Here is a 25929-nt window from a genome sequence, read left to right on the forward strand (position 1 = left end):
GCCCCGGCACCTGGGGGGGTAGGTACCGGGGCGGTCTGGGGGCCGCCGGGTCCCGGCGGACGGGACAGGCGGCGCGCCGCTCTAGGCGACTGCGTCGAACCCAGTGTCGCGGGCCATCCGCTTCAGTTCCAGCAGCGCGTGCTTCTCGATCTGCCGGATCCGCTCGCGGGTCAGGCCGTGCTGCTTGCCGACCTCCGTCAGGGTCCGCTCGCGGCCGTCCTCGATGCCGTACCGCATCTTGATGATCGAGGCCGTGCGCTGGTCGAGCTTGCCGATGAGGTCTTCGAGCTCCTCGCTGCGGAGCAGCGAGAGCACCGACTGCTCGGGGGAGACCGCCGAGGTGTCCTCCAGCAGGTCGCCGAACTGGGTCTCGCCCTCGTCGTCCACGTGCATGTTGAGGCTGACCGGGTCGCGGGCCCAGTCCAGGACGTCGCCCACGCGCTGCTCGGTGGAGCCGAGCTCCGCGGCGATCTCGGCGTGCTCCGGGTCGCGGCCGTTCTCCCGGTTGAACTCGCGCTGCACCCGGCGGATCCGGCCGAGCTCCTCGACCAGGTGGACGGGGAGACGGATGGTGCGGGACTGGTCGGCGATGGAGCGGGTGACGGCCTGGCGGATCCACCAGGTCGCGTACGTGGAGAACTTGAAGCCCTTGGCGTAGTCGAACTTCTCGACCGCGCGCACCAGGCCGGCGTTGCCCTCCTGGATCAGGTCCAGCAGGGGCAGGCCGCTGCGCGGGTAGCGGCGGGCGACGGCGACGACCAGGCGGAGGTTGGAGCGGATGAAGATCTCCTTGGCGCGCTCGCCTTCGGCGGCGAGCGCCTCCAGCTCCTCGCGCGTGGCGGTGCCCCCCTCTGCCTCGACCTCGCCGTCGAGGATCTGCCGGGCGTACACCCCCGCCTCGATGATCTGGGACAGCTCCACTTCCCTGGCGGCATCGAGCAGCGGGGTGCGCGCGATCTCGTCCAGGTACATCCCGACCAGGTCGCGGTCGGCGATCTCGCCACCGACGGCGCGTGTGCTGCCGGCGGACTGACGACGGGCGACGGCGCGGGTTGCCATGCGTGCTCCCTTGCGATGAGTTCGGTCGCGGTGTGGCGTTGTGGGTGCCGGAACACTCTCCCGAGTGCCCGCATCCGAAGGAAACAACGACTGGAATCGGGACAGAATTCCCACACGTCTCCGCAAGTTCCGAGATCTTGCAGTATCCTGCCCCGCCACCGAAGGTGGCAGGATGCCGTCGGATCCCGTGGACCTGCAGGTCAGGCCGGGCGCGGAGGCCGGTCCGGAGGCTCTCGCGGACCCCGCAGACCGCGGCGTCCGTGAGACGGCCCTCACATGCGGCACAGCCGTTCTTCACCTCTGAAGACGGCCCGCACCGGATTCTGGTTGCCTCGGCGGCCGGGCGGAAACGTCGGACGAACGCCGGACGAACGCCGGACGGGCCGGCCCCCGGTGAGGGGGCCGGCCCGTCCGGCGTGTGAAGCGGGTCCTGGGGGCCGGGTCAGTGGGCGACCACCGGGATCTTCGGTTTGACCTCGTCGGAGCCGGCGCCGGAGGCCGGGCCGGAGGCGGCCGCCGGGCCGCCCGGGCGGCCGGTGTTGATCAGGGTGAAGGCGATGAGCGCGCTGGCCGTCAGGATGCCGACCGCCCACCAGATCGCCGAGGCGTAGCCGTGCACCATGGCCTGCGCCTGGACCAGCTGCGCGGCCGGGCCGCCCGCCGCGGCGTCGGCGGCGTGCGAGGCCAGGTACGCGGTGGTCGCCGATGCGGCGATCGTGTTCAGCAGGGCGGTGCCGATGGCGCCGCCGACCTGCTGCGAGGTGTTGACCATGGCGGACGCGACTCCGGCGTCGGCCGGGTTCACCCCGTGGGTGGACAGGGACATGGCCGGCATGAAGGCGGTGCCCATGCCGAGGCCCAGGAGGAGCTGGGCGGGCAGGATCAGGGCCGGGTAGGAGGAGCCGACCTCCAGCTGGGTGAGCAGCAGCATGCCGGTCGCCGCGATCAGGAAGCCGGGGCCCATCAGCAGGCGCGGCGGGACCCGGGTCATCAGGCGGGCGCCGATCTGGGTGGAGCCCGTGATCATGCCCGCGATCATCGGGAGGAAGGCGAAGCCGGTCTTGACCGGCGAGTAGCCCTTCACGACCTGCAGGTAGTAGGTGAGGAAGAGGAACAGGCCGAACATGGCGATGACGGCCAGGCCGAGGGAGAGGTAGACCCCGCCGCGGTTGCGGTCCAGCAGGACGCGGAGCGGGAGGAGCGGGGAGCGGACCAGGGCCTCGGTGAGGACGAAGGCCGCCAGCAGGACCGCCGAGCCGATGAACAGGCTCACGGTCAGCAGGTCCGACCAGCCCTCGGACTCGGCGCGGGTGAAGCCGTACACCAGGGCGACCAGGCCGAGGGTGGAGAGGACCACGCCGGGGATGTCCAGCGGGGCGCGGTTGCGGGTGCCGGACGGCTCGTGGATGACGAAGTACGCGCCGACGGCGGCGACCACCGCGAACGGGATGTTGACGAAGAAGGTCCAGCGCCAGTCGAGGTACTCGGTGAGGAATCCGCCGAGGATCAGGCCGACCGCGCCGCCGCCGCCGGCGATGGCGCCGTAGATGCCGAAGGCCTTGGCCCGCTCCTTGGCGTCGGTGAACATCACCGCGAGGAGGGACAGGGCGGCGGGGGCGAGCAGGGCTCCGAAGGCGCCCTGCAGGGCGCGGGCGCCGAGCATGGCGGCCTCGCCGGTGGCGGCGCCGCCGAGCGCGGAGGCCACGGCGAAACCGGCCAGGCCGATCACGAAGGCGCGCTTGCGGCCCCATTTGTCGGCGATGCGGCCGCCGAAGAGGAGCAGGCCGCCGAAGGCGAGGGCGTAGGCGGTGATGACCCATTGGCGGTTGCCGTCGGAGATGCCGAGGTCCAGCTGGGCGGACGGCAGGGCGATGTTCACGATGGTCGCGTCGAGGACGACCATCAGCTGGGCCAGGGCTATGAAGACCAGCGCTTTCCAGCGGCTGGGGTCAGCCTGCTGCGCGAGGGCGGGCGCGGCTGTTTTGGACATGGGGGTACCCACTTCACGGTGCGGATGAAAACAAAAGGGTGCAAAAGGGATTGAGAGCTTGAGGGCTGCTCGACGCCGAAGGGCGCGGCCCGGGAGCGTCACATGGCTCTTCGCCTCAGATCGTCGAGGGTGGCCGCGGCACCCGGCAGTTCGGAACGGGCCGGTGCGCGCAGCCCGTCGAGGAACACCTGGAGATGGCGGTGGACGAAGCGGTCGGCGTCGAAGCAGTCGGTGCCGGGGAGGGGGCGGCTGAGCTGGGCCAGGGCGACCATCAGGTCGCCGACGGCCACGTCGGTGCGCAGCAGTCCGGCCTCCTGGCCGGCGGTCACCAGCACCTCGACGGCCTCCTCCAGGGCGGTGCGGGCGGCGAGGAGTTCGGGGTGTTCGCGGTCGAAGTCGCCGGAGAGCATGGGGCACAGGGCGCCGATGCGCTCGTCGGCCGCGGCGTGCGTGAACCGTACGAGTGCGGCGAAGGCGTCGGGTTCCTCGGCGAGGGCCTGCTCGGCGTGGACGGCCACCCGGCCCATGACGTACAGGACGACGTGGTGCACGAGGGTGGCGCGGTCCGGGAAGTGCCGGTAGAGGGTGGCGTTGCCGACTCCGGCCCGGCGGGCGATCTCGTCGAAGGGCGTGTCCGCGCCGTGCTCGACGAAGGTCTCCCGGGCGGCGGCGAGGATCCGCTCCCGGTTGCGCAGCGCGTCCGCGCGCGGCCGCGGGACCTTGGAGGTCCCGGCTCCCGCCCGGCTTTCCCGCACACCCTGCACGACCGCTCCCTCGCTCGCTCCGCCGCGTCCCGCGACTGCACCCCGCGCCCCCAAACGGGGACTCGGTCCCCGCTTTCGAGGACATCGGGTTAAACGGGGACTCGATCCCCGCTTATTTCACCCTTGAGTGTGAGCCGGGTCACAGCCCCTTCCACGTTCGGACGCTCCCGGCGGGCGGGCGCGCCACGCCCGGCGGAGGGTGAATCGCACAGAGCGCAGACCGGGCCCGGCCGGCTGCCGCGGACCCGAAGGCGTCTCTCATGCCGCAGACCCGCCAGCGGATACGCAGACCCCGCCGCACCAGCGCATGCATCGGCATCACCGCGCTGGCCATCGGCATCACGGCCACCGCGAGCACCGGAATATCCAGCCGGACGCCCGCCGCGGCGGGCCCGGTGGCGGCCGCCGGCGAGAGCGCCCTCGCCCCCTGCAGGATCGCGGGGGCGATGGGCGTCCAGATGTCCGAAGGGCTCCCCACCCCGCCCGGGTACTCGCGCAGCACCGGCGAGGTCCGGGCCCTGAACCTGATGATCGACTTCCCGGACGCCAAGGGCGAGGGCACCGCGGCCGACCGGCTCGCGGAGTTCTTCCCGCAGACCTCCGACTGGTTCCGCACCAGCTCCTACGGGCGGCTCAGCTACAAGCCGGAGGCCCCGGTCCGGACCTGGCTGCGGATGCCGATGCCGTTCGCGGCGTACGGCATCGAACGCGGCTCGGCCTACGAGCCGGGCTACCGGCAGCTCGTCGAGCACATCGCCAAGGCCGCCGACCAGGAGGTCGACTTCAGCCGGTACGACCTGGTCAACATCCTGGTCACCCCGAACGCCGGCCCCTCCGCACTGGACACCGTGCTGTCGGTGACCTTCTCCGGCAACGGTGAGGCCCCGGTCGCCGACGGCGTGCCGCTGGCGAACACCTCGTTCGTCTACAGCCGCCAGGACGACGGCTCCGGCTCCTACCCGGAGACCGGCTACCGGGTGCTGCCGCACGAGAACGGCCACGTCTTCGGGCTGCCCGACCTCTACACCGCCGACGGGGGCGGCGCCGTCGGCCACTGGGACATCATGAGCGAGGACTGGGGCGCCAACAACGACCTCCTCGGCTGGCACAAGTGGAAGCTCGGCTGGCTGGACAGCACACAGATCAGCTGCGCCTCCCGGTCCGGAACCAGCAACCACGTCCTGTCCCCGCTCGCCCTGGAGGGCGGCACCAAGCTGGCCTTCGTACCGCTCTCGGAGAACTCCGGCTACGCCGTCGAGGTCCGCACCCGGGCGGGGAACGACGAGGCCGTCTGCAAACCGGGCGTACTCGTCTACAAGGTGGACTCCGCCGTGGACACCGGGCAGGGCCCGGTCACCGTCTCGGACAGCGCACGGACCAGCGGCGGCTGCACCCGGCGCGCCAACGTGCACGCGGAACTCTCGGACGCGCCGTTCGGCCCCGGCGAGACCTTCACCGACGAGGATGCGGGCATCAGCGTCTCGGTGGTCGGCGAGCTGCCCGACGGCAGCTACCGGGTGCGCATCACCCGCCCCTGAAGCCGGCCGCCCGGCGGACCCGACTGAGAGGAAGAGGTCATGACCACCACCCCCGAGGACCGGCTCGCCGCGGCCGGCTTCACCCTGCCGCCGACCCCCGAGCCCGTCGCCGTGTACGTGCCCGCCGTACGCAGCGGGAACCACGTCTACACCTCCGGGCAGCTCCCGATGGTCGACGGAGCCCTGAAGCTGACCGGCAAGGTCGGCGCCGAGGTCTCGGCCGGGCAGGCCCAGGAGCTCGCCCGGCAGTGTGCGCTGAACGCACTGGCCGCCGTGGCCTCGGTCGCCGGCGACCTGTCCGCCGTCAAGCGGATCGTCAAGGTGGTCGGCTTCGTGGCCAGCGCCCCCGACTTCACCGGCCAGCCGGGCGTGGTCAACGGCGCGAGCGAGCTGCTGGGCACGGCCTTCGGCGACGCCGGCATCCATGCCCGCAGTGCGGTCGGGGTGGCCGTCCTGCCGCTGGACGCGCCGGTGGAGGTGGAACTCACGGTGGAGCTCCACACTCCGATGGGCGCCTGAGGCGTGCACCGGCGGGCGCCCCGCCTGCAGGATGCCGGCGGCTTCAGCCGGTGATGTGTTCCGGGCGGACCGGGACCCGGCGCAGCGCCCGCCCGGTGGCCGCCCGGATCGCGGAGACCACCGCCGGGGTCGGCGACAGGGTCGGGGCCTCGCCGATGCCGCGCAGCCCGTACGGGGCATGCTCGTCGGCCAGTTCCAGCATGTCCACCGGGATGGCCGGGGTGTCGAGGATGGTCGGGATCAGGTAGTCGGTGAAGGAGGGGTTGCGGACCTTCGCCGTCGCCGGGTCGACGACGATCTCCTCCATCACGGCCAGGCCGAGGCCCTGGGTGGTACCGCCCTGGATCTGGCCGGCCGCCGACAGCGGGTTGAGGGCCTTGCCGACGTCCTGGGCCACGGCCAGCTCGATCACCTTCACCAGGCCCAGCTCAGTGTCCACCTCCACCACCGCGCGGTGGGCGGCGAAGGAGTACTGGACGTGTCCGTCGCCCTGCCCGGTCTGCCGGTCGAAGGGTTGGGTGGGGCGGTGCCGCCACTCCAGTTCCAGGTCGATCGGCTCCTCCCCGTCGAGCAGCTCCGCCAGGCCCGCCAGCACCTCCCCGCCGTCGGTGACCACCTTGCCGTCCTCCAGCCGGAGTTCGGCGTGCGCCCAGGCCGGGTGGTACGAGCCGTACTTGCGCCGGCCCAGCCGGAACACCGCCTCGCGGACGGCCTCGCAGGTGTGCTTCACGGCGCCGCCCGTCACATACGTCTGCCGGGACGCGGAGGTGGAGCCGGCGTTGCCGGCCCGGGTGTTCGCGGGCTCGATGGTGACCTGGGTGACCCCGAGTTCGGTCCGGGCGATCTGCGCGTGCACGGTCACCCCGCCCTGGCCGACCTCCGCCATCGCGGTGTGCACGGTGGCCACCGCCTCGCCGCCCGCCACGGCCAGCCGCACCCGGGCGGTGGAGTAGTCGTCGTAACCCTCGGAGAAGCCGACGTTCTTGATGCCGACGGCGTAGCCGACCCCGCGCACCACCCCCTCGCCGTGGGTGGTGTTGGACAGGCCCCCGGGCAGCGCCCGCACGTCCGCGCCCTCGCCGGCCGAGTCCCACTGGCGCTCCGGCGGCAGCGGACGGGCCTTGACCCGGCGCAGCAGCTCGGCGACCGGGGCCGGGGAGTCGACCAGCTGGCCGGTGGGCATGCGGGTGCCCTGCTCCATGGCGTTGAGCTGCCGGAACTCGACCGGGTCCATGCCGAGTTCGGCGGCCACCCGGTCCATCTGGGACTCGTACGCGAAGCAGGCCTGCACGGCGCCGAAGCCGCGCATCGCACCGCACGGCGGGTTGTTGGTGTAGAGGCCGACCGCCTCGATGTCCACGTGCTCCACGTCGTACGGGCCGAGGCCGAGGGAGGCCGCGTTGCCGACCACCGCCGGGGTGGAGGAGGCGTACGCGCCGCCGTCGAGCACGATCCGGGCGGTGACGTGGGTGAGCTTGCCGTCGGAGGTGGCGCCGTGCTCGTAGGTCAGCTTGGCGGGGTGCCGGTGGACGTGCCCGAAGAAGGACTCGTACCGGTTGTAGACGATCTTCACGGGCTTGCCGGTGCGCTGCGCGAGCAGGCAGGCGTGGGCCTGCATGGACAGGTCTTCGCGGCCGCCGAAGGCGCCGCCGACCCCGGAGAGGGTGAGCCGGACCTTGTCGACGGGCAGGCCGAGGACCGGTGCGACCTGCTTCTGGTCCACGTGCAGCCACTGGGTGGAGACGTAGAGGTCGATGCCGCCGTCCTCGGCGGGCACGGCGAGACCGGACTCCGGGCCGAGGAAGGCCTGGTCCTGCATGCCGACCTCGTACTCCTCGCGGACGATCACGTCGGCGCGGGCGCGGGCCGCGGCGACGTCGCCGCGCCGGACCGGCTGCCGGTGGACGATGTTGGGGTGCGGGGTGTGCGGGGCGTGGTGGTCGTCCCGGTCGGGGTGGAGGACCGGCGCGCCGGGGGCTGTGGCGCTCGCCTCGTCGGTGACCGGCGGCAGCACCTCGTACTCGACGAGGATCTTCGCGGCGGCCCGGCGGGCGGTCTCCGGGTGGTCGGCGGCCACCAGGGCGACCGGCTCGCCGTGGAACCGGACCCGGCCGTCGCAGAGCACCGGCTGGTCGGCGAACTCCAGGCCGTACCTGCGCCGGGCGGGCAGGTCCTCGTAGGTGAGCACCGCGTACACGCCCGGCACTGCGAGGGCCTCGGACACGTCGAGGCGGGTGATGTTCGCGTGGGCGTGCGGGGCGCGCAGGGTCTGGCCCCACAGCATGTCCTCGTGCCAGAGGTCGGAGGAGTAGGCGAACTCGCCGGTGACCTTGAGGGTGCCGTCGGGGCGCAGCGTGGACTCGCCGATGCCGCCCTTGGTGTGCTTCTGGGTGACGTTCGTCGGGGTACCGGAGGGCGCGGTGCGGGTGTCGGCCATGATCAGACAGCCTCTTCCTGGCGGCCCTGGCGGCCCTGGCGGCCCTGGCCTTGGCGGGCGGCCGCCAGGCGGACCGCGTCGAGGATCTTCTCGTAGCCCGTGCAGCGGCAGAGGTTGCCGGACAGGGCCTCACGGATGTCCTGGTCGGACGGGGACGGGTTGCCCTCCAGCAGGGCGTCGGTCTGGACGAGCAGACCCGGGGTGCAGAAACCGCACTGCACGGCGCCCGTGTCGATGAAGGCCTGCTGGACCGGGGACACGGTGCCGCCGGCCCCGTCGGCCAGGCCCTCGACGGTCACCACCTCGCGGCCTTCCGCCTGGCCGGCCGCGACCAGGCAGGAACAGACCGGCACCCCGTCGAGACGGACCGTGCAGGAGCCGCATTCGCCCTGCTCGCAGGCGTTCTTGGAGCCGGGCAGGCCGAGCCGTTCGCGGAGCACGTAGAGAAGGGATTCGCCCTCCCAGACGTCGTCGGCCTGCTGCGGGCGGCCGTTCACGGTGAGGTGGACGCGCATGGTCACGCCGCTCCTTCCATGGTGGTGCCGGTGGGGCCGCGGCCGGCGCGGTACTCCTCCCACGTCCAGAGCAGCTGGCGGCGGGCCAGGACGCCGAGGGCATGGCGGCGGTACTTCGCGGTGCCGCGGACGTCGTCGATCGGATTGCAGGCGGCGGCAGCCAGGTCGGCGAACTGCTTGGCCACCGACGGGGTGATGACCTTGCCGGACTCCCAGAACCCGCCCTCTTCGAGCGCGGCGGTCAGGAACTCCTCGGCGACCCGGGCCCGGATCGGGGTGGGGGCGGCCGAACCGATGCCGGTGCGGACGGTGCGGGTCTCGGGGTGCAGGGCGAGGCCGAAGGCGCAGACCGCGATGACCATCGCGTTGCGGGTGCCGACCTTGGAGAACTGCTGCGGGCCGTCGGCCTTGCGGATGTGGATCGCCTTGATCAGCTCGTCGGGCGCCAGCGCGTTCCGCTTCACCCCGGTGTAGAAGGCGTCGATCGGGATGAGGCGCGAGCCGCGGACCGACTCGGCCTCGACCTCCGCGCCGGCGGCGAGCAGGGCCGGGTGGGCGTCTCCGGCCGGGGAGGCGGTGCCCAGGTTCCCGCCGACCCCGCCGCGGTTGCGGATCTGCGGGGACGCGACCGTGTGCGAGGCGAGCGCGAGACCCGGCAGTTCCACCCGCAGGTGGTCCATGATCCGCGTGTACGGGACGGAGGCGCCGAGCCGTACGACCTCCGTGCCGGTCTCCCACTCGTGCAGCAGCCCGATCCGGCCGAGGTCCATCAGGTAGTCCGGACGCCGGTGATCGAAGTTGATCTCGACCATCACGTCGGTGCCACCCGCGATCGGCACGGCCGTGGGGTACTCGGCCTTCGCGGCGAGCGCCTCCTCCCAGCTGGCGGGGCGAAGGAAGTCCATCTGGCTCTCATTTCGTGGGGGTGGGCCGAGCACAGCCGTCGCCGGGGTGGTTCGGCGGACACCGATCCCATGAACCGGGACCGGGCGCGCGAAACCGATCTCGGTGGAATTCCCCCGATACGCCCCGCGCTCGCGGCGGCGCTGCGGATGTGGTGACCGGTCGGCCGGCCCGTGCGCCCCTAGGAACCCGGCGGCGTCCAGTTGGAGGTCCGGTAGTCGATGTTCTGGCCCTGGAAGACCGGGCTGTTGTAGGTGCCGCCGCTGATGGTGTTGTTGACGGTCACCGACCCTGCCGCGGGCGCCTCGGGGGCGATCTCGGCCAGCAGGGCGCGCAGTTCCTCGGCGGCCGCCGGGTCGGCGCGCAATGCGCGGCTCAGCCGGAGCCGCCACTCGCTCTCGATGTCCTCGGCGAGCGCGGTGTCCTGCTCCGCCTCGGCGGCCACCAACTCGGCTCGCGATTCTTCCAGTTCGGCCGAGACGGCCTCCGGGTCCCGGCCGCGGCGGCCGAAGAAGCCGGTGATCCGTTCGCTGGCCTGCGTCCACGCCTCGCCGACCATCGCCGACACCATTGCGGTCGCGGCCGACATCGCCAGTGCAGTCAGCTCCGGTTCCATGCGGTCACGGTAGCCGTAGGCTGAGGCGGCCGGGGGCGGATCGGGAAATGCGGGCGCGGACAGGAAAGGCACGGGCACCGGATGCGGGCGGAGCGGGGACTGCCGGACCGGCGCTGGCTGACCGTACCCGCCGAACGCACCGTCCTGGGCGTGATCCACAACGTGACCTCGGCGACCCGGCTGCTCGATCTGCTCACCGCGTTCGGGGACGACCCGCGGGTGCGCGTGGTGTTCACCTGCACCGGCTCCTCCGCCTTCGACAAGGGCATTGCCGAATTCATCGCCGAACACGACCTTTTCTTCATTCCGTGGGAGGCGGCACTGCGGGAACGGTTCGACCTGGCGGTGAGTACCAGCCGCGGCGGGGAATTGGAAAAGATTTCCGCACCGCTCGTGAGCGCCCCGCACGGCGCTGGCTACAATAAGAAACTCAGCAAGAATCCGGAATCCGGAATCCGGGGCAGGGGTCGGGGCAGGGGCATTCGGGCTGTCCGCCGAATGGCTGCTGCACGACGGTGAGGTCATCCCGTCCGCGATCCTCCTCTCGCACGAGGAACAGCGGGTCCGGCTGCGCCGGGACTGCCCGGAAGCCCTCCCGTACGCACAGGTGACGGGCGACCCCGTCCTCGACGAACTGGCCGCCTCGCGCCCCTTCCGTACGGAATACCGCGCGGCCCTCGGAATCCGCCCCAACCAGAAACTCCTCCTGGTGACCTCGACGTGGAGCGAGCGTTCCCTGCTCGGCGCCTCCTTCGAGCTGATGGGCCGGGCCGTGGCGGAATTGCCGTACGGCGAATACCGGGTCGTCGCGGCCGTCCACCCCAACGCCTGGTACGCCCACGGCGGCTGGCAGATCCGCACCTGGCTGGCCGCCTGCCGGCGCGCCGGGCTCCTCCTGCCCTCGCCCGCCGAGCCCACCTGGAAGGCCGCGATCTGCGCCGCCGACGCCTTCATCGGCGACCACGGCTCCCTCTCCCTCTACGCGGCCGCGCAGGGGCTGCCGGGCCTGCTCGCCGCCTTCGACGAGCGCACCGTCGCGCCCGGCTCCCCCATGGCCTGGCTGGGCGAACAGCTCCCCCGGGTCTCCCCGACCACGCCGCTGGCCCGGCAACTGGCCGACGCCATCCGCCTCCCGGACGCAGCCGGCCGGGTCAGCTCCCGCCCCGGCCGGGCCCTCGCCGTGTTCCGCGAGCTCTGCTACCGGCAACTGCGGCTGCCGCCGCCGGAGTCCGGCTGCCCGCCCCGGCCGGTACCGCTGCCGGAACCGCCGGCCGCGCCCCGCAGCCCGGTGGGCCGGGCCCTGTACGTCGATGCGGTCGTGGCCGGCGCGCGGGTGGTCCTGCGCCGCTACCCGGCCGAGGTCCAGGGCCGGGTCACGGCCCACCTCGGCGCCGAACCCCACCTGCTGGCCGACGAGGCCGAGCCCGAGCCCCGCTGGCGCGACTCCGCCGAGATCCTGCTGGCCCGCGGCTCCACCCCGGCCGAGCTGTTCGCCCGCCACCCCGGCTGCGAGCTGGTGGTCGCGGCGGGCCGGCTGCACCTGCGCGGGGGCGGCGTCTTCACGGCCTCCGGCGCGGAGCCCGGGCTCGCCGCGTCGGCCCTGCTCGCCGGAGCGGAGGGCAGGTGCACCCTGGAGGCCGGCGGCCGGGTGCACCGGCTCACCCTCCGGCCCGCCTGACCCCGCCTGCCTTCGTCTGACCCCGCCTGCCCCCCTGCCCGCGCCTGACACCGGTCGCCCCTCATCGAGCCCGATCGCCCCCGATCGCCCAGGTCACCCCGATCGACGCCGTCAGGCGCCCTGTTCCGGGGTTCCGGCGAGCAGCCGGCGCGCCTCCTCCGCCCGGATGCTGCGTACGGTCTCGTACTGGGCGAGGGCCGCCTGCCAGTCGGCCCGGGCCGCCTCCGGTTCGCCCAGCGCGGCCCGCAGCCGGCCCCGGACCAGCAGGGCGTCCGCCCGGTCCACGCCGGGCCGGCCGGTCGCCTCGAAGTACTCCAGCGCCCGCCGCAGGGGCTCCGCCCCCTCCTCCGGGTGTCCGGCCGCCAGCCGTGCCGCGGCGTACCGGACGCGGATCTTCGCCTCGTTGTGCGGGTCGCGCTTCGCCAGCGCCTCGAACCCGCGCAGTGCCTCGGCGAGTTGCCGGGCGGCCCGCTCGTGGTCTCCGGCCGCGCTCGCCGCCCGGCCCTGGTGGTACGCCAACAGGGCCCGGCCCCGCGGGTGTTCGAGGTCGCCCAGGGCGGCCAGGGCGGCCGCGTAGAACTCGGTGGCCGCCGCCGGGTCGCCGTCCCGCTCGGCGATCTGGCCGAGCCCCTCCAGCGCCGAGGACTCGGTTCGTGCGTGCCCGATCCGGCGGGCCGTCTCGCGGGCCGCGTCGTACTGCTCGCGGGCCTCCGCCAGATCCTCCGCCGAGCCCCGGTCGAGCAGGGCGAAGCCGAGTTCGAAGTGCATCCGGGCCAGCGGCAGCCCGCCGAGGCCGGGGGTGTGGGCGGCCGCGTCCACCGCGAGCCGGTTCACCCGCACCCACAGCGAATGGTGGCCGCGCCGGAAGAAGAAGCCGTGCAGGGCCTCGGCGAGCAGGCAGAGTGCGGCCGGGTCGTGCACCCGGCACAGTTCGGCCACCCCGACCAGGGTGTGCCGTTCGGCCTGAAGCGCGTCCAGCGCCTCCTCCGCGTCCGCGAACACCTGCCCGCCCGTGTCCGGTTCCGCGTACCGGTCCCCGTACCGCCAGCGCCCGGAGACCAGGGCTTCGGCGGCCGACGCCCGGCGCAGGTACCAGTCGGCGATCAGCGGCACGGCCTCCGCCTCCTCGGCCCGGCCGAGCTCCGCCGCGTACGCGTGCAGCACCCGGTTCATCCGGTACCGCCGCTCGCCCGCCTGCTCCAGCAGCCCGGCCTCGTGCAGCTCCGCCCGGACCCCCGGGCCGCCGGCCAGCCGGTCCACCAGGGCGGCGGTGAACTCGGCCGTCGGATGCACCCCGAGCAGCCGGAACGTGCGCCGGCCGCGTTCGCCCAGTACGGCGTACGAATCGCCGAGGAGCGCGCGGGCGGTCTGCGCGTAGTACTCGTCGTCGGGCACGTCCAGAGCCTCCAGCACCGAGCCGCGCGGGGCGAGCCTGCGGACCAGCCCCGCGAAGCCGTCGAGCATCGGGTCGGCCGCCTGCGCCGCGGCCAGGCGCACCAGGCCCGGCAGGCCGGCCGAGGCCCGGACCACCAGCCGGAAGTCCTCGCGCCCGGCCACCTCCATCCCCGCCACCGCGCGGAACAGCTCGGCGCAGGCCGACTCGTCCAGCCCGTCGACGGTGAGCCGGACCGGCACCACCCGGCCGCCGCGGCTCAGCAGGTTCAGCGGACTGCGGCTCGTGAGGACCACCATGCTCTCCGGGTGCCCGGGGAGCAGCGCCGGGACCTGGCCGGGACGGACCACCCCGTCGAGGACCACCAGGCAGGGGCGGTCGGCGGTCAGACTGCGGAAGCGGGACGCCAGGGCGCTCACGTCGAGGCCGGCGGGCGGGCGGTCGTGGTCGCGCGGGGCGCGGAGCTCACCGATGAACGCCTCCAGCACGGCGGCCGCGTCGGAGGGGTCGGCCGCCGCGCCGAGGTCGGCGTAGAAGACCCCGCCGGGGAACCGCCGCTGCGCGGCCGTGCGGCCCCAGTACACGCACAGGTCGCTCTTGCCGGCCCCGGGCGCGCCTGCCAGGAGCACCACCTGCGGGGAGATCCGGCCGGCCAGGCCCGCGGCGAGTCGGTCGAGATCGGCGCGGAGCGCGTCGCGGTCGACGAAGACGTCGGGGACGTGGGGCAGCATGGAGGGCACGCGGAGGGCCATGACGGAAGCGTCCTGCACGACGACGGTCGCGGCCTGGACGACGGGGCCGTAGTAGGTGCCGTCGGAGATGTGGTTGTCCACCCGGCGGAGTGTTCCAGGCGGGCCCGGCCGGATGGATCGGTTCCGGACACATCCGACCGGTATGACGTGCCGATTGACCTATTGTCAGATCCTCGGGTTGCCCTAGGGGGTGCGGAGCCGGAGCGAGGCGGCCACCGGCAAGTGGTCACTGGCGGTGGCGGGAAGGGTCCAGGCGGAGACCGGTTCCACGCCCCGTACGAGGATGTGGTCGATCCGCGCGAAGGGGAGTGCGGCCGGCCAACTGAACCCGAGACCCGCTCCGGCCTCCTGCTGGGCGGAGCGGAACCGGGAGAAGACGGGGGCGAGGGCCCGGTCGTCGGTGGTGCCGTTGAAGTCGCCGACGAGGAGGGTCCGGCCGGGCGGGGCGTCCTCCAGCTCGGCGGCCAGGCGGGCGGCGGCGGCATTGCGGCGGGCGGTGGCGAAGCCGGTGGCGGGCCGGATCCGGACGGAGGCGAGGTGGGCGACGTACACGGTGAGCGGCCCCTGGGGGGTGTCGACGGTACTGCGCAGGGCCCGGGTCCACGGCATGATCGGCACCGGGCGGGTGTCCCGGATCGGGTACCGGCTCCACAGCCCGACCGTGCCGTGCACCGCGTGGTGGGGGTGGGTGGCGGCCAGGACCCTCTCGTACGTCCGGGTCGCGGGCTGCACGAGCTCCTCCAGGGCGATGATCTCGGCCCCGCTCCCGACCAGCCGCCGGGCGGTCCCTTCGGGATCCGGGTTGGCGTCGTCGACGTTGTGCGTGACCACGGTGAGGTCGCCGGCCCGGGCCGCCTCGGCCCGGTCGAAGAACGCGGGCCCGAACAGCGACGTCCAGACCACGGCCGGCACGAGGACGGCGGCCAGGGCACCCTTGGACCGCCGCGCCCCGACGAGGACGGCACCGACCAGCAGGAGGACGATCACCCCGCTCCACGGCAGGAAGGTCTGCACGAAGCTGCCGAGATTGCCGACCCGATTGGGAACCAGGTCGTTGAGCAGGAGCACCAGCGCAACCACCACCCCGACAGCGCCGATGCCCCGCGCCCGGCCCTCACGGGTGGTCAGGTACATGGTCATGACCTGGGGGACGCCGGCAACGGGACATCGGTTCTGCCCGCCTTTCGCGCCGCGGCCGCCACGGCCGTCGCAGTAATCCCCGCAGACCCGCCCCCGGGGATCCGCTAGGCTGTCAGCGGTCCATCTGGTCCAGCTTCGCCTTCGTAGCTCAGGGGATAGAGCACCGCTCTCCTAAAGCGGGTGTCGCAGGTTCGAATCCTGCCGGGGGCACAACTAGGAAACCGCAGCGCATAGGCGGTATGGGGCCCTCCAGCCGCGCCAGGCTGGAGGGCCCTTCTGCTGCCGGATGCCACATGGATGCCACATCCCGAAAACACGCTGCGCCGTCACTCAGATCCGACCGAAATCGGGGCTGCGGGGTGCACGGCGCCGGCGGATTCACGAACGCCGGCCGATGCATCCCGCAGACGGCCTGGACCCTCATGAACCCCAGCCGCCCGGCGGGGGCGGAAACGGCGGGCGCAGTCCCTGCCGCTCCTCTTCCTCCCAGCGCCGCAGGCGGGCGCGATGCACCTCGGCTGCGGCCAGGAGGTCACGGATCACCCGTGCCAGAGAGACTGTTTTCCCCCACGGCCCGGTGGCCGCGTCGGCGGGGTTCAGAGCGGTGGCTGCCTTCCAGTTCGCGAGGGCATTCTCGGCGGCTTCGGTGCGGCGGCCCCGCTCGTCGAACGACCCCACGACGTAGAAGTAGACAACGCCGCCGTAGTAGTCCAGGCAGCTCAACTGCTGGGCGGCCTCCTCCTCTGGCGGGGGTTCCACCGCCGCGAGTACGACGTCGACGGCTGCCACGAGGTCCTCGTGCCACACCTTGGTCAACGGGACCGCCTCCCCGATATCTGCTGGCGACACGGTTTCCGTGTCGGGGCGTGACGAGGGCGAGCAGCCAGGGTGCGCGTAGAAGTCCGGCCGGGCGCCCGAAGCGGAGTGGCTCACCATCCGGTTCTCGGCCGTCGCGGCCACCGGCTCGTCGCAGTAGACGCAGAACTCGCCGGCCGTCATGGATCCGTCGCCGGGGCGATCGGGGAGAAGCCGGGGCGGCCGATGTAGGGGGCTCCGTAGGAGGTGTGGCAGACACCCATGGCGTTGTGGAACCGCCTGACGGTACGTGCGAGCGCGCGAAGGTAGTCCCAGTTGCCGAGGGCGTTGTCGCTGGGGCCCTGCTGGGTGATGCTGTGCCAGTCCTTCAGCGCCGTGGCTGCGGCCTCAAGACCGACGACGTGTGCGAGGAGGCTCTCGCCGTAGGTGAGGAGGTCGTCCGTCAGCCGGGAGACCGTCGTCGAATCCGGCTTCCGGCCGTAGTCGACGAGCGCTTTCGAGACGAGGGCGGTGCCCACGTCCAGGTCAAATGACGTACTCATGCCGGGTGCTCCTTACCACTGTCAGCGGGTGGTGCGACCGGGGTGGGGCGCGACAAGGCCCCAACTACCACGAGTTGCCTTCGGCTGCGGAGGCTGGGCCAGCACCACCATCGCGGCCGCAGTGTCGACGGGAATCCGACGCATGACAGATCACTCCTCGTTCGCGAGACCGCCCCGAGGCGACCTCTCTAGAGATGTCACCACTACAGCGGATTCCGGCGGGCGCGTCAACACCTCTCTAGAGATGTCCGCGAGATGGGTCTCAACGCTGGTGCGTGCAGCGGCCCACCCCTGGCCCTAGGGTGTCTAGAGAGGAGAAGGAGTGATCGTTCAATGACCAGCCAGGGCAGCAGCCGCCAGCCGAAGTACCAGCGCATTGCCGACGCGCTGCGGACGGCCATCCAGGCGGGTGAGTACGGCCCAGGCGACCGCCTGCCCGGCGAGAACGACATCATGGCCGCCTACGAGGTCGCCCGGATGACCGCACGCCAGGCACTCGGAGTACTGCAGAACGAAGGCATCGCAGAGGCCCGGAAGGGGGCCGGCGTCTTCGTTCGCGACTTCAAGCCCCTGCGGCGACGAGGCATCCAGCGGCTGGCCCGGGAGCAGTGGGGATCCGGCCGGTCCGTCTGGTCTTCCGACACCGGAGATCGGGACCTCGTCGTCGACCAGATCGACGTACGCGAGGAAGAGGCGAGCGACCGGGTCGCCGACGTCCTCAACCTGGCCGCAGGATCACGCGTTTGGGCACGCGGCCGGCGCTTCGTACTCGACGGGAAGCCTGTGCTCTTCGCCACGTCCTACCTGCCGTCGGACATCGTCGCAGCCTCCGCGATCACCCAGGCCGACACGGGGCCCGGAGGTACGTACGCCCGCCTTGCGGAACTTGGCCACAAGCCCGTCCACTTCCGCGAGGAGATCCGATCCCGCATGCCGTCGACCGACGAGGCCGAACGGCTCGCACTCTCCATGGGCACGCCTGTCATCCAGATCGTCCGGACCGCGTTCGCAGAAGGCGGGCGCGCAGTCGAGGTGAACGAGATGACCCTGGACTCCGCCTCCTACGTCCTTGAGTACGACTTCGATGCGTAGTCCGCGGTGCGCGTGAAGCACTCCGTATCGGTTAGCCGGCGCGGTCGTTCGTGACGACGGCCGGCTGCTGGCTGGCGCGCAAAACCGATCCGACTGCTGGACGCCCTGGACGGGGACGGGCCACACGTCCGGAGCCATGACGGGCGCCAGCTCTTCACGGTGCGGTGAAAGTTTCCCTACTTCATCAAGGGCGCTTCCGCCGCCCAAAGCGGCGTCGTGCGCCCGCCGCCCCGGGCCTGCGCTCCTGTCTACGCCCCGCTCCAGCCCGGACCGCCGGCCGTGCGCCAATGGCTAAGCGCTTGAGGGGATGGGCCCGGCTGTTCGGTCGGCTACCTGCCAAGACTGATGCCTCCGGCGGGGGCGCTCAGGCTCCGGGATGACCAGGGCCAATCCTGCAGCTGCCGGTCGGTTCGTGGTGTGGGTGGGGAGCTGTCATCCCGCCTGCCGTCGACCCAGGCAAGCCATAGCAGACCAGCCGTCTGGGGCTCAGGTCGTTCGTCCAGCAGGGCGCTCCACCTGGGCCCCAGACGACTGCCCTGCGCCAAGTCGCAGGCCGCCCAGGAGATCTGGTTGCTTCGGGACGAAGGGGTCGACTGCAAATAGTACAGAGCTGCGGTAGCGCCTCCGTTAAGGTGCGCCGCATGACCAGCGACGCTTCCGCCTGCCCCGAGTGCAGCCAGCCCTTGAAGTTTGGTGGATTCGTGCTCTGTGGGCGGGAGGACGATGGCCAGCGGGTGTGTCGGGCGCTGTGGAAGTGTGGCCGGCGGCATGTGTGGTGGCACTGGGCCGATCGGCCGGGCGATCCGTTGGAGGTCTGTCCCATGCCGCAGTTGTTCCGGTGACATCCAGTGCTGACATCAACGGCCTGCACGGCAGCAGTGTTCGGCGGTTGTCGACGAGCCGAGTGCGCGCCGGTGGGGCGCGCGCTGTGGTGGATAGATCGAACTCCTAAAGCGGTGTCGCAGGTTCGAATCCTGCCGGGGGCACCAGTGGGAAGACCCCCAGCCGGTCACGGCTGGGGGTCTTTTTTCACGGGTTGCGCAGGCGGGCCGCGCGGGCGTTGAGTTCGGTGTGGAAGGCCCGGGCGCGTTCCGACTGTTCCAGGCGGTAGGCGTGTTCCACCGAGTCCATGCGGTTCGCGGCCTCCCGTTCCGAGCGGTGGCGGCGGGCCTCGTGGTCGGAGGCCTCGCAGGCGTGGCGGACCTGGAGTTCCTCCGCGTGCCGGCGGCGGCCCGCCTCCAGGCGGGCGGTGAGGGCCCGGTCATAGCTGGTGGGGCCGCTCATCAGCTTGGCCAGGACCGGCATCGCGTCCACCGTCAGCAGCAGGATGTGCAGCAGGACGGCCACGAAGCCCGCGTACCAGTCCGACCAGGCGACCGCGCCCAGGGCGTGGGCTCGGGTCAGCAGGCCGTCGTCGTCCAGCGACCGGGCGTGGCTGCGGGTGCGGTCGTCGATGGCCTTGACCAGGGCGGGGCGGTACGTCTCACCGGCCGTGGCCTCCTGGGCGGTCAGGTCGCGGCCCTTCTGGATCAGTGCCGTGAGGTCGCTCTGGTGCTTGTCCGCCTGGCTCGACTCGCTGTAGGCCGTGGCGTCTTTGCGCGCCCGCTTGCAGGTCTCGGTGACGTCCCGGCCGCCGTTCTTCCAGACGTACTTCGTCCGGTAGTCGCATTCGCGCTGCTCGGTGGCCATCTTGTCGGCGAGGGTCTTGTTCATCGCCGTGACCTGGGCCTGGCGCTCCTTGACCTCCGCGGCGTTGCGGGTGATCTGCTCGCGCAGTGCGCCCGGCGAGCCGGGTACGTTCAGCTGGAACCCGGCGCACTCCGGCCGGCCGGCCGTCGCCGTGCCGTCGACCGGGTTGCAGGCCATCAGGCTGCCCCGGTAGGACTCCACCTCCCGCTGGTGGCCGACCGCGATCTCCTGCTGTATCTCCTTGTCGAAGATCTGGAACAGCAGCGGCTCGGCGATGGCCAGGCCCAGCAGGACCGAGAGGAACAGGCGCGGCAGGAGGGAGCGGAGCCGGCCCTTCGCCGGGACTCCGTGGGTGCTGGACACCAGCCAGCTGTCCACGGCCAGCACCACCCAGAACCAGATCACCGCCACCACCAAGGCCACCGCGAGCGGCAGCTCGTCCCTGATCGTGGCGATCGCCAGGGCCATGGAGGCCCCGCCGAGCAGCGCCGTGTTCAGGACGATGGCCCCGTACCAGGTGTAGCGGGTGCGCTCCTCCGGGACCCAGCCGAGGACGTCCTCGCGGACCCCGATCAGGCTGCGGAGCAGGACCGCCGGGCCGGGTCGACGGCCACCCGTGCCCCGCCGGCCGGACGCACGGCGCGGGCGGGCGCGGCGCGCCCCCGGAACCACCCCCGGTACCGCCCCCGGAGCCGCCACGGGATCCCTCTCCGGCGCGGGCATCCAGTCGAGGCCGGCCGGCCGGTCCGTGCTGTCCGGCCGGTCCGGCCGGTCCGTGCGGTCCGTGCGGTCCGTGCGGTCCGCCAAGTCCATGTCGTCCGCCGGGCGGATCGGTGCGTCAGCGGCCACCTTCCTCCCTCCCCCACTCGCCGAGGTCGCGGTCCCCGTCGCCGTCCTCGGTGACCGTCACGTCCACCGTCGGGCCCCGGTCCACGCCCGCGTCCCGCCCGGCGCCGGAGCCGGTGTCGGCGCGCTCCACCCGGTGCTCCTCGCCCGGCACCTCGGCCAGCGCGTACGCCGCCTGCGCGGCCGCCAGGTGGGACTCGCCGACATCGTTGATCAGGCTGGTGACGTCCAGGTGCGCGTCGTCCCCGTGGCCGCGGTCGATCACCCGCTTCGTCAGGTCGTACTTCGCGGTGAGCATCTTCTCCCGCCACTCGCGCTGCTCCTGCCGCTGAAGCAGCGCGTCCTCGCGCTCCTCCAGCCGGCGCTGCCGCTCGTCCTCCCGCTGCTGCTCCCAGCGGCGCGTCTCCTCCTGGCGTTTGGCCGCCGCCTCCTCCCGGCTGTCCTGCCGGGACAGCTCCTTGAGCCGGTCCTCCCGTTCCAGCCGGACCCGGAGGGCCTCCCGCGTCTGCTCCTCCTCCCGCTCCAGCTGCTGCCATTTCCGCTCGGACTTCACCGACCGGCGGGCGGCCTCGGCCGTCGCGGCCTCGTGCAGCCGCTGGGCGAGGGTGTCCGCGGAGATCTCGCCGCGCCGGAAGGCGTGGTAGTGGGCGGCGAGCGGGTCGTAGCCGAACGCCCTGAGGTCCTCGTCGGTCTCCTCGCGGCCGTGCGCGTTGGTCTTCCGCTCCCCCTTCAGCCGGTGCTCCAGCTCTTCCTCCTCGGTCCGGTGCTGGTACTCGGACCGGAGCTCCTCCATCTCCTGGCGGTGCCGTTCCTCGGCCAGCGCCTGTTCCTGGCGGTACCGCTCCTCGGTGAGCCGCTGCTCCCGGAGCAGGTCGCGCTCCAGCAGCTGCCGTTCGTGCTCCGCCCGGGCCCGCTCCTCGGCGAGCGTCGCCTCGAACCGGTTCTGCTCGCGGGCGCGTTCGGCCTCCTCCACCGCGCGCCGGTGCGCCGCGAACTCCTCGGGCGTGAGGACGTCCACGGTGACGGGCCGGATCCGCAGGCCCGACACGGGCTGTGGCACCAGCTCCGCGTACGCGCGCAGCCGGCTCCACACCCGGTCGCGCATCTCCGGCGACTGGTTGACCGGCAGGTCCTTGCCCTCCTCGGCCAGCCCGGGGATCTCCCGCAGGTAGCCGAGGACCAGCGGCTCCGCGTCGTCCACCCCGTCGCGTACGACGGCACAGGCGTCGGTCACGGTGCAGTGGAAGGTCACCCGCAGGGTGAACGCGCCGGTCTCCGCGGACGGTACGGGCGTCTCCACCACCAGCGGTACGGCCACCCGGCGGTCGACCACGCTCACCGAGCTCGCCCCGACGACGACCTCGTCGTCCGGCCGGCGCAGCCCGTGGTCCTCGACGTACTCCTCGCCCACGCGGTAGACCAGCACCTGGTGCGCGCGGAGCCGCGGCAGGTCGGCCGGCTCCCGGCTGGCCCGCTTGTGCAGCCAGTTTCCCCGTTGCCCCGGCGGGCCGAACTCGCGCTGCTCGACCAGGGGGTATCTGTCAGCCATGGCGCCTCAGTCCTTCGTTCTCGCTCCGCTGTACGGCCGCCAGGAACCCGTCGACGATCTCGGCGACCTGGGGGCGGGGGCGGCCCGCGACCCTTCGGAGGACGAGGTCCAGGCGTGACCGCTCATCCGGGGGCAGGAGCGCCCCCATCTCCCGCCCCAGCCGCCCGGCAGCGGCCCGCGGGTCCTCGCACACGGCAGGCAGCGCGCACAGCGCCGTGTACAACGAGGCCAGTGCCGCGCTGCGGAACGGGCGGTGGCACAGCACGCCCGTCCACAGCTCGGCCACACTCCTCAGCGCCGGCGAACCGCGGCCGGCCAGCACCGCCACCGCCGGCGCCCGGGTCCGCTGGTCCACCGCGGCCAGCACCAGGCCCACGGTCCCGAAGGTCACCACCTTGAGGTGGGTGGCGACATGGGTCCGGGCCTGCTTCCGCAGCCGGTACACCAGGGCGTCCAGGACGACCCGTACGTCCTCCTCGTACTCGGTCAGCAGCGCGAACAGCTGCGCCAGCGCGAGCATCGGCTCGGTGGACAGCGGCGCACCCTGCCACTGGCTGATCAGGTGCCACAGCCACTTGACCGCATCGGTGGGGAAGGTCATTCCGAGCAGGCCGCTGAAGGCCAGCAGCGCCGTGGTCCGCAGCTCGCGGTCCCCGGACTGCGCCCAGCTGCGGACCAGGGTGAGCGCCGCGGCGCCCAGGCCGGTGTCCAGCGCCATCCACGACAGCACCTGCACGGCCATGGACCGGCCCGCCGGTCCGGCCTCGCCGCGCGCCCAGGGCAGCAGGTAGCAGTCGGCGACCTCGTCGAACGCGGGGTGGGCGAGCAGGGCGAGACCCGAGGCCACGGACATCTGGAGCCCCTGGCCGGGGCCGGCGGCGACCACCTGGCCGAGCCATTCCCGTACGCCGTCCCAGTAGGCCGTCGAGTGGTTGGCCCACAGTTCCTGCAGCACCCACAGGCGGTACTGGGGGCTGGGGAACACCACGACCGTGCGGGTGGGCGAGCCCTGCTCCTGGACCTGCTCCTCGGTGGCGACGAGCGCATTGCGGCGGAGGGAGCGGCGCCGGTCGGCGAACCGGTGCGCGGGGAGGGGAGGTTCTGCGGCCGGTGGCGGCGGCGATGTGGCCTCGCCGGGGGCGGTGCCCGGGGCGGCGCCGGGCGCGGCGGGCGGCGGCGGTTCGGGCGGGAAGGCGGACACCAGCCGGGGTTCCAGCAGTTCCTGCAGCGATTCGAAGGTCCGGCGCCCGGCGCCGGTCACGAAGGCCAGGGTGGTGATCTCGGCGATCTCCTGGAGGGACCGGTCGGTTCCGGTGAACCAGTCGCGCACCGGGCGGGCGGCGTCGCTGCCGTACTCGCGCCACACCAGGGCCGGTTCGGCGCCGGCGAGGATCCGGCCGGCGGCCGCCGCGACTTCGGCGACGGTGCATTCGGCGGGCATCAGGGCGGCCGCCGCCGCCACCTCTTCCTCCTCGTGGCCGCCGGTACGCAGCCGCAGCCGCAGGACGGCGGCCAGGTCCGGGCCGCTCCAGCCGATGTGGCGGACCGCCTCGGGCGGGCCGCCCTCCGGGTCGTGCACGGTGGTGACCACCAGGTGGGCGCCGTGGCCCCGGACCTGGTCGCGGACCCGCCGCCAGTCGAAGTCCGCGGTCTGGGCGGCCGCCGGGCCCTCGCTCGTCCGGTCCAGCAGCACGTACCCGATGCCCTTCTCGAAGGTGCGCTCGGCCAGCTGCTCCAGGCTGTTGTCGGGGGACAGCACCACATAGGTGGCGCTGTCGGCGACCTCCTTCAGCAGGGCGACGGCCCCGGACCGCTTGCCGGTCCCGGGCGGCCCCACCAGCACCACCACGGTGTCCTCGGCCAGCGCCGCGACGGCCCGCTCGAAGGGGTCCGGCGGGACGTAGGAACCGATCAGGGTGTCGATCTCGCCGGCGTCGATCCGGCCGGTGGCCCGGCGGCGGCCGCCGGGGGCGGACCCGGTGTCGGTGGCGATGCCGAAGTGGGCCTGGGGCGCGTTCAGCGGGCCGTGGAAGGACTGGCTGACGTAGTTCAGTACGGTCGCGAACTCGCCGTCGGGGGCCGACCGTTCGCCCGCGGGCTGTTCCCGGCGCGGCCGCGGTGGGCGCGGGTCCGGGCGCGCGTCCGGGCGCTGGTCTTCGCGTAACCGCGCGTCCGGGCGCTGGTCTTCGCGTAACGGCTGGAGCTTTTGGGGGTCCTGGGGCTCAGGTGGCTCGCCCGGGGGTTCCGCGCCCGCGGTCCGCACCGGCCCCCGGGCGTCCAGCTCCCGGTCCTGGTCCTCCTCGCCCGGGCCGCTCACTTGGAGATCCCGAACACACTGCCGGCGCCGGCGTCGACGGTGCCGTGGAAGTGCTGGACGACCGAGTCACCCGCGGGCGGTCCGGGCTGCGCCGGCGCCGACGGTGCGGGCTGGTCCGCCGCCCGGCCGGCGGAGCCGGGCCCCTCCCCCCATCCGGGGCCCGGCTCCTCCCCCTCCCCCGGCTCCCGCCCCGCGAGGGGACGGGGAGCCGGAAGCTCGCCGGTCCGCGCCGCACCGTCCAGGTCCAGGAGGTGTACGTCGTACCCGGGCACCCAGATCCAGGCCCGGCCGGAGTGCTCCTTGGCCTCGATCCGCACCTCCCGGAACTCCTTGACCCGGATCGTCGTGTAGGCCTCGCGGACCACGTCGTTGAACACGGTGGACGAGACGGCGACGGCCAGACAGGCGTCCTCGGCCGCCGCCAGCGCGGTGCGCAGCGGGACGCTGTCGAGGATCCGGCCGATCTCGACCGGCGCCTTCCCGACGAACCCGTTGGCGCCGGGAGTCACCGACCCGAAGTGCACGGCGGCCCGCAGCTCCAGCCAGGCCTCCCGCAGCCGGGTGCTGTTGAAGGCCCGCAGTCCGGCTTCGAGCGCCCGCATGAAGGTGTCCACCAGTGCGGGCTCCGAGGCCCCTTCGGGCAGCACCGCGAACTCCGAGTCGCCGGCGAACTGCCGTGCCCACCGGGCCCGGTCCAGTCCGGCGGCCTCGGCGGCCTCGCCGAGCAGCCGCGGGATGGCCTCCTGGTACTGGCCCTGGAGGAGCGCTCCGGCCCGGCCGTAACCCTTCGCGTCGACGGCCAGCAGAAGCCTGCGCCCGAACACTCCTGCGGTGCCGCCGCCGGCCCCGGTGCCGCTCACTGTCATCACGCACACTCCTCCACGTGGTCTCGGGAGAGAAAGGATGCCGCACGCCACAACTCCCCCAACCCGTATGGCTGTTACAACTGCCGCACAGAATCGTTCCGGGTCTGTCCCGGTTTTCCGCCCGTGCTACGGCGGCTCACGGCCAGTGGTACCGGGCGCTTCCCGGCCACACCACGTGGAAGTACGGGATGCCGGGATCCCGTACAAGTGACTGGTCTCGGCGGCCGGGTCGGCGCCCACTGGGGAGTACGCGGATCCGTTCCCCCAGGAGGTGGCCCCATGCCTGACCGGCCCGACCCGACCGAAGCAGCGACCGGAGCAACGACCGGAGCAACGACCGGAGCAACGGCCGCTGCCGCGGCCGGACCCGACCGGTTCAAAACGGCCGAGTTCATGCTCGGGTCGCTGCAGAGCACGCACCAGCACGCGGACTCCAAGGCGGGCATCCTGGCCGCGGTCCAGGCCGCGCTCGTCACCACCGCCGGGGCCTGGAGCGGCCGGGCCGTGGACGGCTGGCAGCGCGGCGGGGTGTCCGGGCTGCTCGCCGGGGCGCTGCTGGTGCTGTTCGCCGCCGGGCTGCTGGGCGGGGCGGCCAGTCTGGCACTGGCGCTGCGGCCGCGGGTGTGGGAGCCGGCCGAGGCCAACCCGTACAGCTTCCGCCGGCTGTCGGCGGGTCCGGACATCCTGCCGGCGGGCGGCCGGAGCGCCGAGGAGCGGCGCCCGGACGGGGAGGCGGCCCGTCGCGAACTGTCCTCGGCGGTACGGTTCCTGGCCGGGGTCGCGGTCGCCAAGTACCGCTGGCTGGCCGCGTCGGTGGTGTGCACGGCGGTGATGGGGGCCAGTGCGGGGCTGTGCGTGCTGCTGCGGCCCTGGTTCGCCGGCTGAGCCTCCTCGTACGCCGGGCCCGT

Annotated in this window: 20 protein-coding genes, 1 tRNA gene and 2 pseudogenes; 8 read left to right on the forward strand and 15 right to left on the reverse strand. The window is 73.0% G+C overall.

From position 1 onward, the window contains the following. Nucleotides 1-81 precede the first annotated feature (81 nt). The 3 genes from AB0447_RS13075 to AB0447_RS13085 all read right to left on the reverse strand — a co-directional run bounded on the left by AB0447_RS13075 (nt 82) and on the right by AB0447_RS13085 (nt 3813). Nucleotides 82-1059, reverse strand: a complete 978-nt coding sequence (locus tag AB0447_RS13075; RefSeq protein WP_366476678.1) for a sigma-70 family RNA polymerase sigma factor — start codon at nt 1057-1059, stop codon at nt 82-84. Between the two features lie 442 nt (nt 1060-1501). Then, nucleotides 1502-3049 carry an MFS transporter gene (locus AB0447_RS13080; protein ID WP_366476679.1) on the reverse strand — a complete coding sequence of 516 codons (1548 nt, stop codon included), beginning with the start codon at nt 3047-3049 and terminating at the stop codon, nt 1502-1504. A 98-nt stretch (nt 3050-3147) separates the two neighbouring features. Next, nucleotides 3148-3813 (reverse strand): TetR/AcrR family transcriptional regulator, encoded by a 666-nt coding sequence (locus tag AB0447_RS13085; protein ID WP_366476680.1) that lies wholly within the window; start codon nt 3811-3813, stop codon nt 3148-3150. A gap of 260 nt (nt 3814-4073) precedes the next feature. Here AB0447_RS13085 and AB0447_RS13090 point away from each other — a divergent pair, with 260 nt between their 5' ends. Together AB0447_RS13090 and AB0447_RS13095 are read left to right on the forward strand one after the other, a co-directional pair. Continuing rightward, entirely contained in the window at nt 4074-5351 is a 1278-nt protein-coding gene (locus tag AB0447_RS13090; RefSeq protein WP_366476681.1) for a M6 family metalloprotease domain-containing protein, read from the forward strand. A gap of 39 nt (nt 5352-5390) precedes the next feature. Then, the gene (locus AB0447_RS13095; protein ID WP_366476682.1) at nt 5391-5870 is read left to right on the forward strand and encodes a RidA family protein; all 480 of its coding nucleotides are present in this window, start codon (nt 5391-5393) and stop codon (nt 5868-5870) included. 43 nt (nt 5871-5913) lie between these two features. On the opposite strand, the gene pucD is transcribed toward AB0447_RS13095, so the two are convergent. From pucD to AB0447_RS13115, 4 genes and pseudogenes are all read right to left on the reverse strand, one after another. Beyond that, complete coding sequence (gene pucD / locus AB0447_RS13100; protein WP_366476683.1) at nt 5914-8307, reverse strand: xanthine dehydrogenase subunit D; 2394 nt, start codon at nt 8305-8307, stop codon at nt 5914-5916. Between the two features lie 2 nt (nt 8308-8309). Further along, nucleotides 8310-8822 carry a (2Fe-2S)-binding protein gene (locus AB0447_RS13105; protein WP_366476769.1) on the reverse strand — a complete coding sequence of 171 codons (513 nt, stop codon included), beginning with the start codon at nt 8820-8822 and terminating at the stop codon, nt 8310-8312. 125 nt (nt 8823-8947) lie between these two features. Further along, a pseudogene (locus AB0447_RS13110) lies at nt 8948-9727 on the reverse strand (FAD binding domain-containing protein); the annotation flags it as partial. A 179-nt stretch (nt 9728-9906) separates the two neighbouring features. Further along, nucleotides 9907-10341, reverse strand: coding sequence for a hypothetical protein (locus AB0447_RS13115; protein WP_366476684.1), 435 nt, complete (start codon nt 10339-10341; stop codon nt 9907-9909). Nucleotides 10342-10491: 150 nt separating this feature from the next. Here AB0447_RS13115 and AB0447_RS13120 point away from each other — a divergent pair, with 150 nt between their 5' ends. Continuing rightward, nucleotides 10492-10860 carry a hypothetical protein gene (locus AB0447_RS13120; protein ID WP_366476685.1) on the forward strand — a complete coding sequence of 123 codons (369 nt, stop codon included), beginning with the start codon at nt 10492-10494 and terminating at the stop codon, nt 10858-10860. 88 nt (nt 10861-10948) lie between these two features. Next, nucleotides 10949-12019 (forward strand): hypothetical protein, encoded by a 1071-nt coding sequence (locus AB0447_RS13125; protein WP_366476686.1) that lies wholly within the window; start codon nt 10949-10951, stop codon nt 12017-12019. Nucleotides 12020-12130: 111 nt separating this feature from the next. Here the strand turns inward: AB0447_RS13125 and AB0447_RS13130 are convergent, their stop codons facing one another. Both AB0447_RS13130 and AB0447_RS13135 read right to left on the reverse strand, forming a co-directional pair. Beyond that, nucleotides 12131-14245 carry a hypothetical protein gene (locus tag AB0447_RS13130; RefSeq protein ID WP_366476687.1) on the reverse strand — a complete coding sequence of 705 codons (2115 nt, stop codon included), beginning with the start codon at nt 14243-14245 and terminating at the stop codon, nt 12131-12133. 102 nt (nt 14246-14347) lie between these two features. Further along, the gene (locus AB0447_RS13135; protein WP_366476688.1) at nt 14348-15304 is read right to left on the reverse strand and encodes an endonuclease/exonuclease/phosphatase family protein; all 957 of its coding nucleotides are present in this window, start codon (nt 15302-15304) and stop codon (nt 14348-14350) included. Nucleotides 15305-15441: 137 nt separating this feature from the next. On the opposite strand from AB0447_RS13135, the gene AB0447_RS13140 reads away from it, so the two are divergent. Next, nucleotides 15442-15514, forward strand: a tRNA-Arg gene (locus tag AB0447_RS13140). Nucleotides 15515-15724: 210 nt separating this feature from the next. Here AB0447_RS13140 and AB0447_RS13145 read toward each other — a convergent pair. Further along, complete coding sequence (locus tag AB0447_RS13145) at nt 15725-16303, reverse strand: hypothetical protein (protein ID WP_366476689.1); 579 nt, start codon at nt 16301-16303, stop codon at nt 15725-15727. After that, nucleotides 16300-16662, reverse strand: a complete 363-nt coding sequence (locus tag AB0447_RS13150) for a hypothetical protein (RefSeq protein WP_366476690.1) — start codon at nt 16660-16662, stop codon at nt 16300-16302. Before AB0447_RS13150 ends, AB0447_RS13145 begins: the two co-directional genes overlap by 4 nt. A gap of 333 nt (nt 16663-16995) precedes the next feature. Here AB0447_RS13150 and AB0447_RS13155 point away from each other — a divergent pair, with 333 nt between their 5' ends. Both AB0447_RS13155 and AB0447_RS13160 read left to right on the forward strand, forming a co-directional pair. Next, nucleotides 16996-17754, forward strand: a complete 759-nt coding sequence (locus tag AB0447_RS13155; protein ID WP_366476691.1) for a GntR family transcriptional regulator — start codon at nt 16996-16998, stop codon at nt 17752-17754. 87 nt (nt 17755-17841) lie between these two features. After that, a pseudogene (locus AB0447_RS13160) lies at nt 17842-17922 on the forward strand (NUDIX hydrolase); the annotation flags it as partial. 861 nt (nt 17923-18783) lie between these two features. Here AB0447_RS13160 and AB0447_RS13165 read toward each other — a convergent pair. Genes AB0447_RS13165 through AB0447_RS13180 form a run of 4 tightly spaced genes read right to left on the reverse strand, consistent with a single transcriptional unit; the run spans nt 18784 to nt 25021 of the window. After that, nucleotides 18784-20292 carry a DUF4407 domain-containing protein gene (locus AB0447_RS13165; protein ID WP_366476692.1) on the reverse strand — a complete coding sequence of 503 codons (1509 nt, stop codon included), beginning with the start codon at nt 20290-20292 and terminating at the stop codon, nt 18784-18786. After that, nucleotides 20282-21838: a hypothetical protein gene (locus AB0447_RS13170; RefSeq protein WP_366476693.1), complete on the reverse strand. Its 1557-nt coding sequence runs from the start codon at nt 21836-21838 to the stop codon at nt 20282-20284. Before AB0447_RS13170 ends, AB0447_RS13165 begins: the two co-directional genes overlap by 11 nt. Next, the gene (locus AB0447_RS13175; protein ID WP_366476694.1) at nt 21831-24155 is read right to left on the reverse strand and encodes a hypothetical protein; all 2325 of its coding nucleotides are present in this window, start codon (nt 24153-24155) and stop codon (nt 21831-21833) included. The genes AB0447_RS13170 and AB0447_RS13175 overlap by 8 nt, the downstream gene beginning before the upstream one ends. Next, a complete protein-coding gene (locus tag AB0447_RS13180) occupies nt 24152-25021 on the reverse strand; it encodes a hypothetical protein (protein WP_366476770.1) in 870 nt (289 codons plus the stop codon). Before AB0447_RS13180 ends, AB0447_RS13175 begins: the two co-directional genes overlap by 4 nt. 279 nt (nt 25022-25300) lie before the next feature. Between AB0447_RS13180 and AB0447_RS13185 the strand changes: the two genes are divergently transcribed. Continuing rightward, nucleotides 25301-25906, forward strand: a complete 606-nt coding sequence (locus AB0447_RS13185) for a Pycsar system effector family protein (protein ID WP_366476695.1) — start codon at nt 25301-25303, stop codon at nt 25904-25906. The last annotated feature ends 23 nt before the right edge of the window (nt 25907-25929 follow it).

Source organism: Streptomyces sp. NPDC051211 (genome assembly GCF_040689505.1).
Lineage (GTDB): Bacteria > Actinomycetota > Actinomycetes > Streptomycetales > Streptomycetaceae > Streptomyces.

Bases quoted from the DNA above. Each gene is read 5' to 3' on its own strand.
- AB0447_RS13075 (WP_366476678.1), bottom strand. From the start codon at position 1,059: ATGGCAACCCGCGCCGTCGCCCGTCGTCAGTCCGCCGGCAGCACACGC.
- AB0447_RS13080 (WP_366476679.1), bottom strand. From the start codon at position 3,049: ATGTCCAAAACAGCCGCGCCCGCCCTCGCGCAGCAGGCTGACCCCAGC.
- AB0447_RS13090 (WP_366476681.1), top strand. From the start codon at position 4,074: ATGCCGCAGACCCGCCAGCGGATACGCAGACCCCGCCGCACCAGCGCA.
- AB0447_RS13095 (WP_366476682.1), top strand. From the start codon at position 5,391: ATGACCACCACCCCCGAGGACCGGCTCGCCGCGGCCGGCTTCACCCTG.
- pucD (WP_366476683.1), bottom strand. From the start codon at position 8,307: ATGGCCGACACCCGCACCGCGCCCTCCGGTACCCCGACGAACGTCACC.
- AB0447_RS13105 (WP_366476769.1), bottom strand. From the start codon at position 8,822: ATGCGCGTCCACCTCACCGTGAACGGCCGCCCGCAGCAGGCCGACGAC.
- AB0447_RS13115 (WP_366476684.1), bottom strand. From the start codon at position 10,341: ATGGAACCGGAGCTGACTGCACTGGCGATGTCGGCCGCGACCGCAATG.
- AB0447_RS13135 (WP_366476688.1), bottom strand. From the start codon at position 15,304: ATGACCATGTACCTGACCACCCGTGAGGGCCGGGCGCGGGGCATCGGC.
- AB0447_RS13145 (WP_366476689.1), bottom strand. From the start codon at position 16,303: ATGACGGCCGGCGAGTTCTGCGTCTACTGCGACGAGCCGGTGGCCGCG.
- AB0447_RS13150 (WP_366476690.1), bottom strand. From the start codon at position 16,662: ATGAGTACGTCATTTGACCTGGACGTGGGCACCGCCCTCGTCTCGAAA.
- AB0447_RS13155 (WP_366476691.1), top strand. From the start codon at position 16,996: ATGACCAGCCAGGGCAGCAGCCGCCAGCCGAAGTACCAGCGCATTGCC.
- AB0447_RS13170 (WP_366476693.1), bottom strand. From the start codon at position 21,838: ATGGCTGACAGATACCCCCTGGTCGAGCAGCGCGAGTTCGGCCCGCCG.
- AB0447_RS13180 (WP_366476770.1), bottom strand. From the start codon at position 25,021: ATGACAGTGAGCGGCACCGGGGCCGGCGGCGGCACCGCAGGAGTGTTC.
- AB0447_RS13185 (WP_366476695.1), top strand. From the start codon at position 25,301: ATGCCTGACCGGCCCGACCCGACCGAAGCAGCGACCGGAGCAACGACC.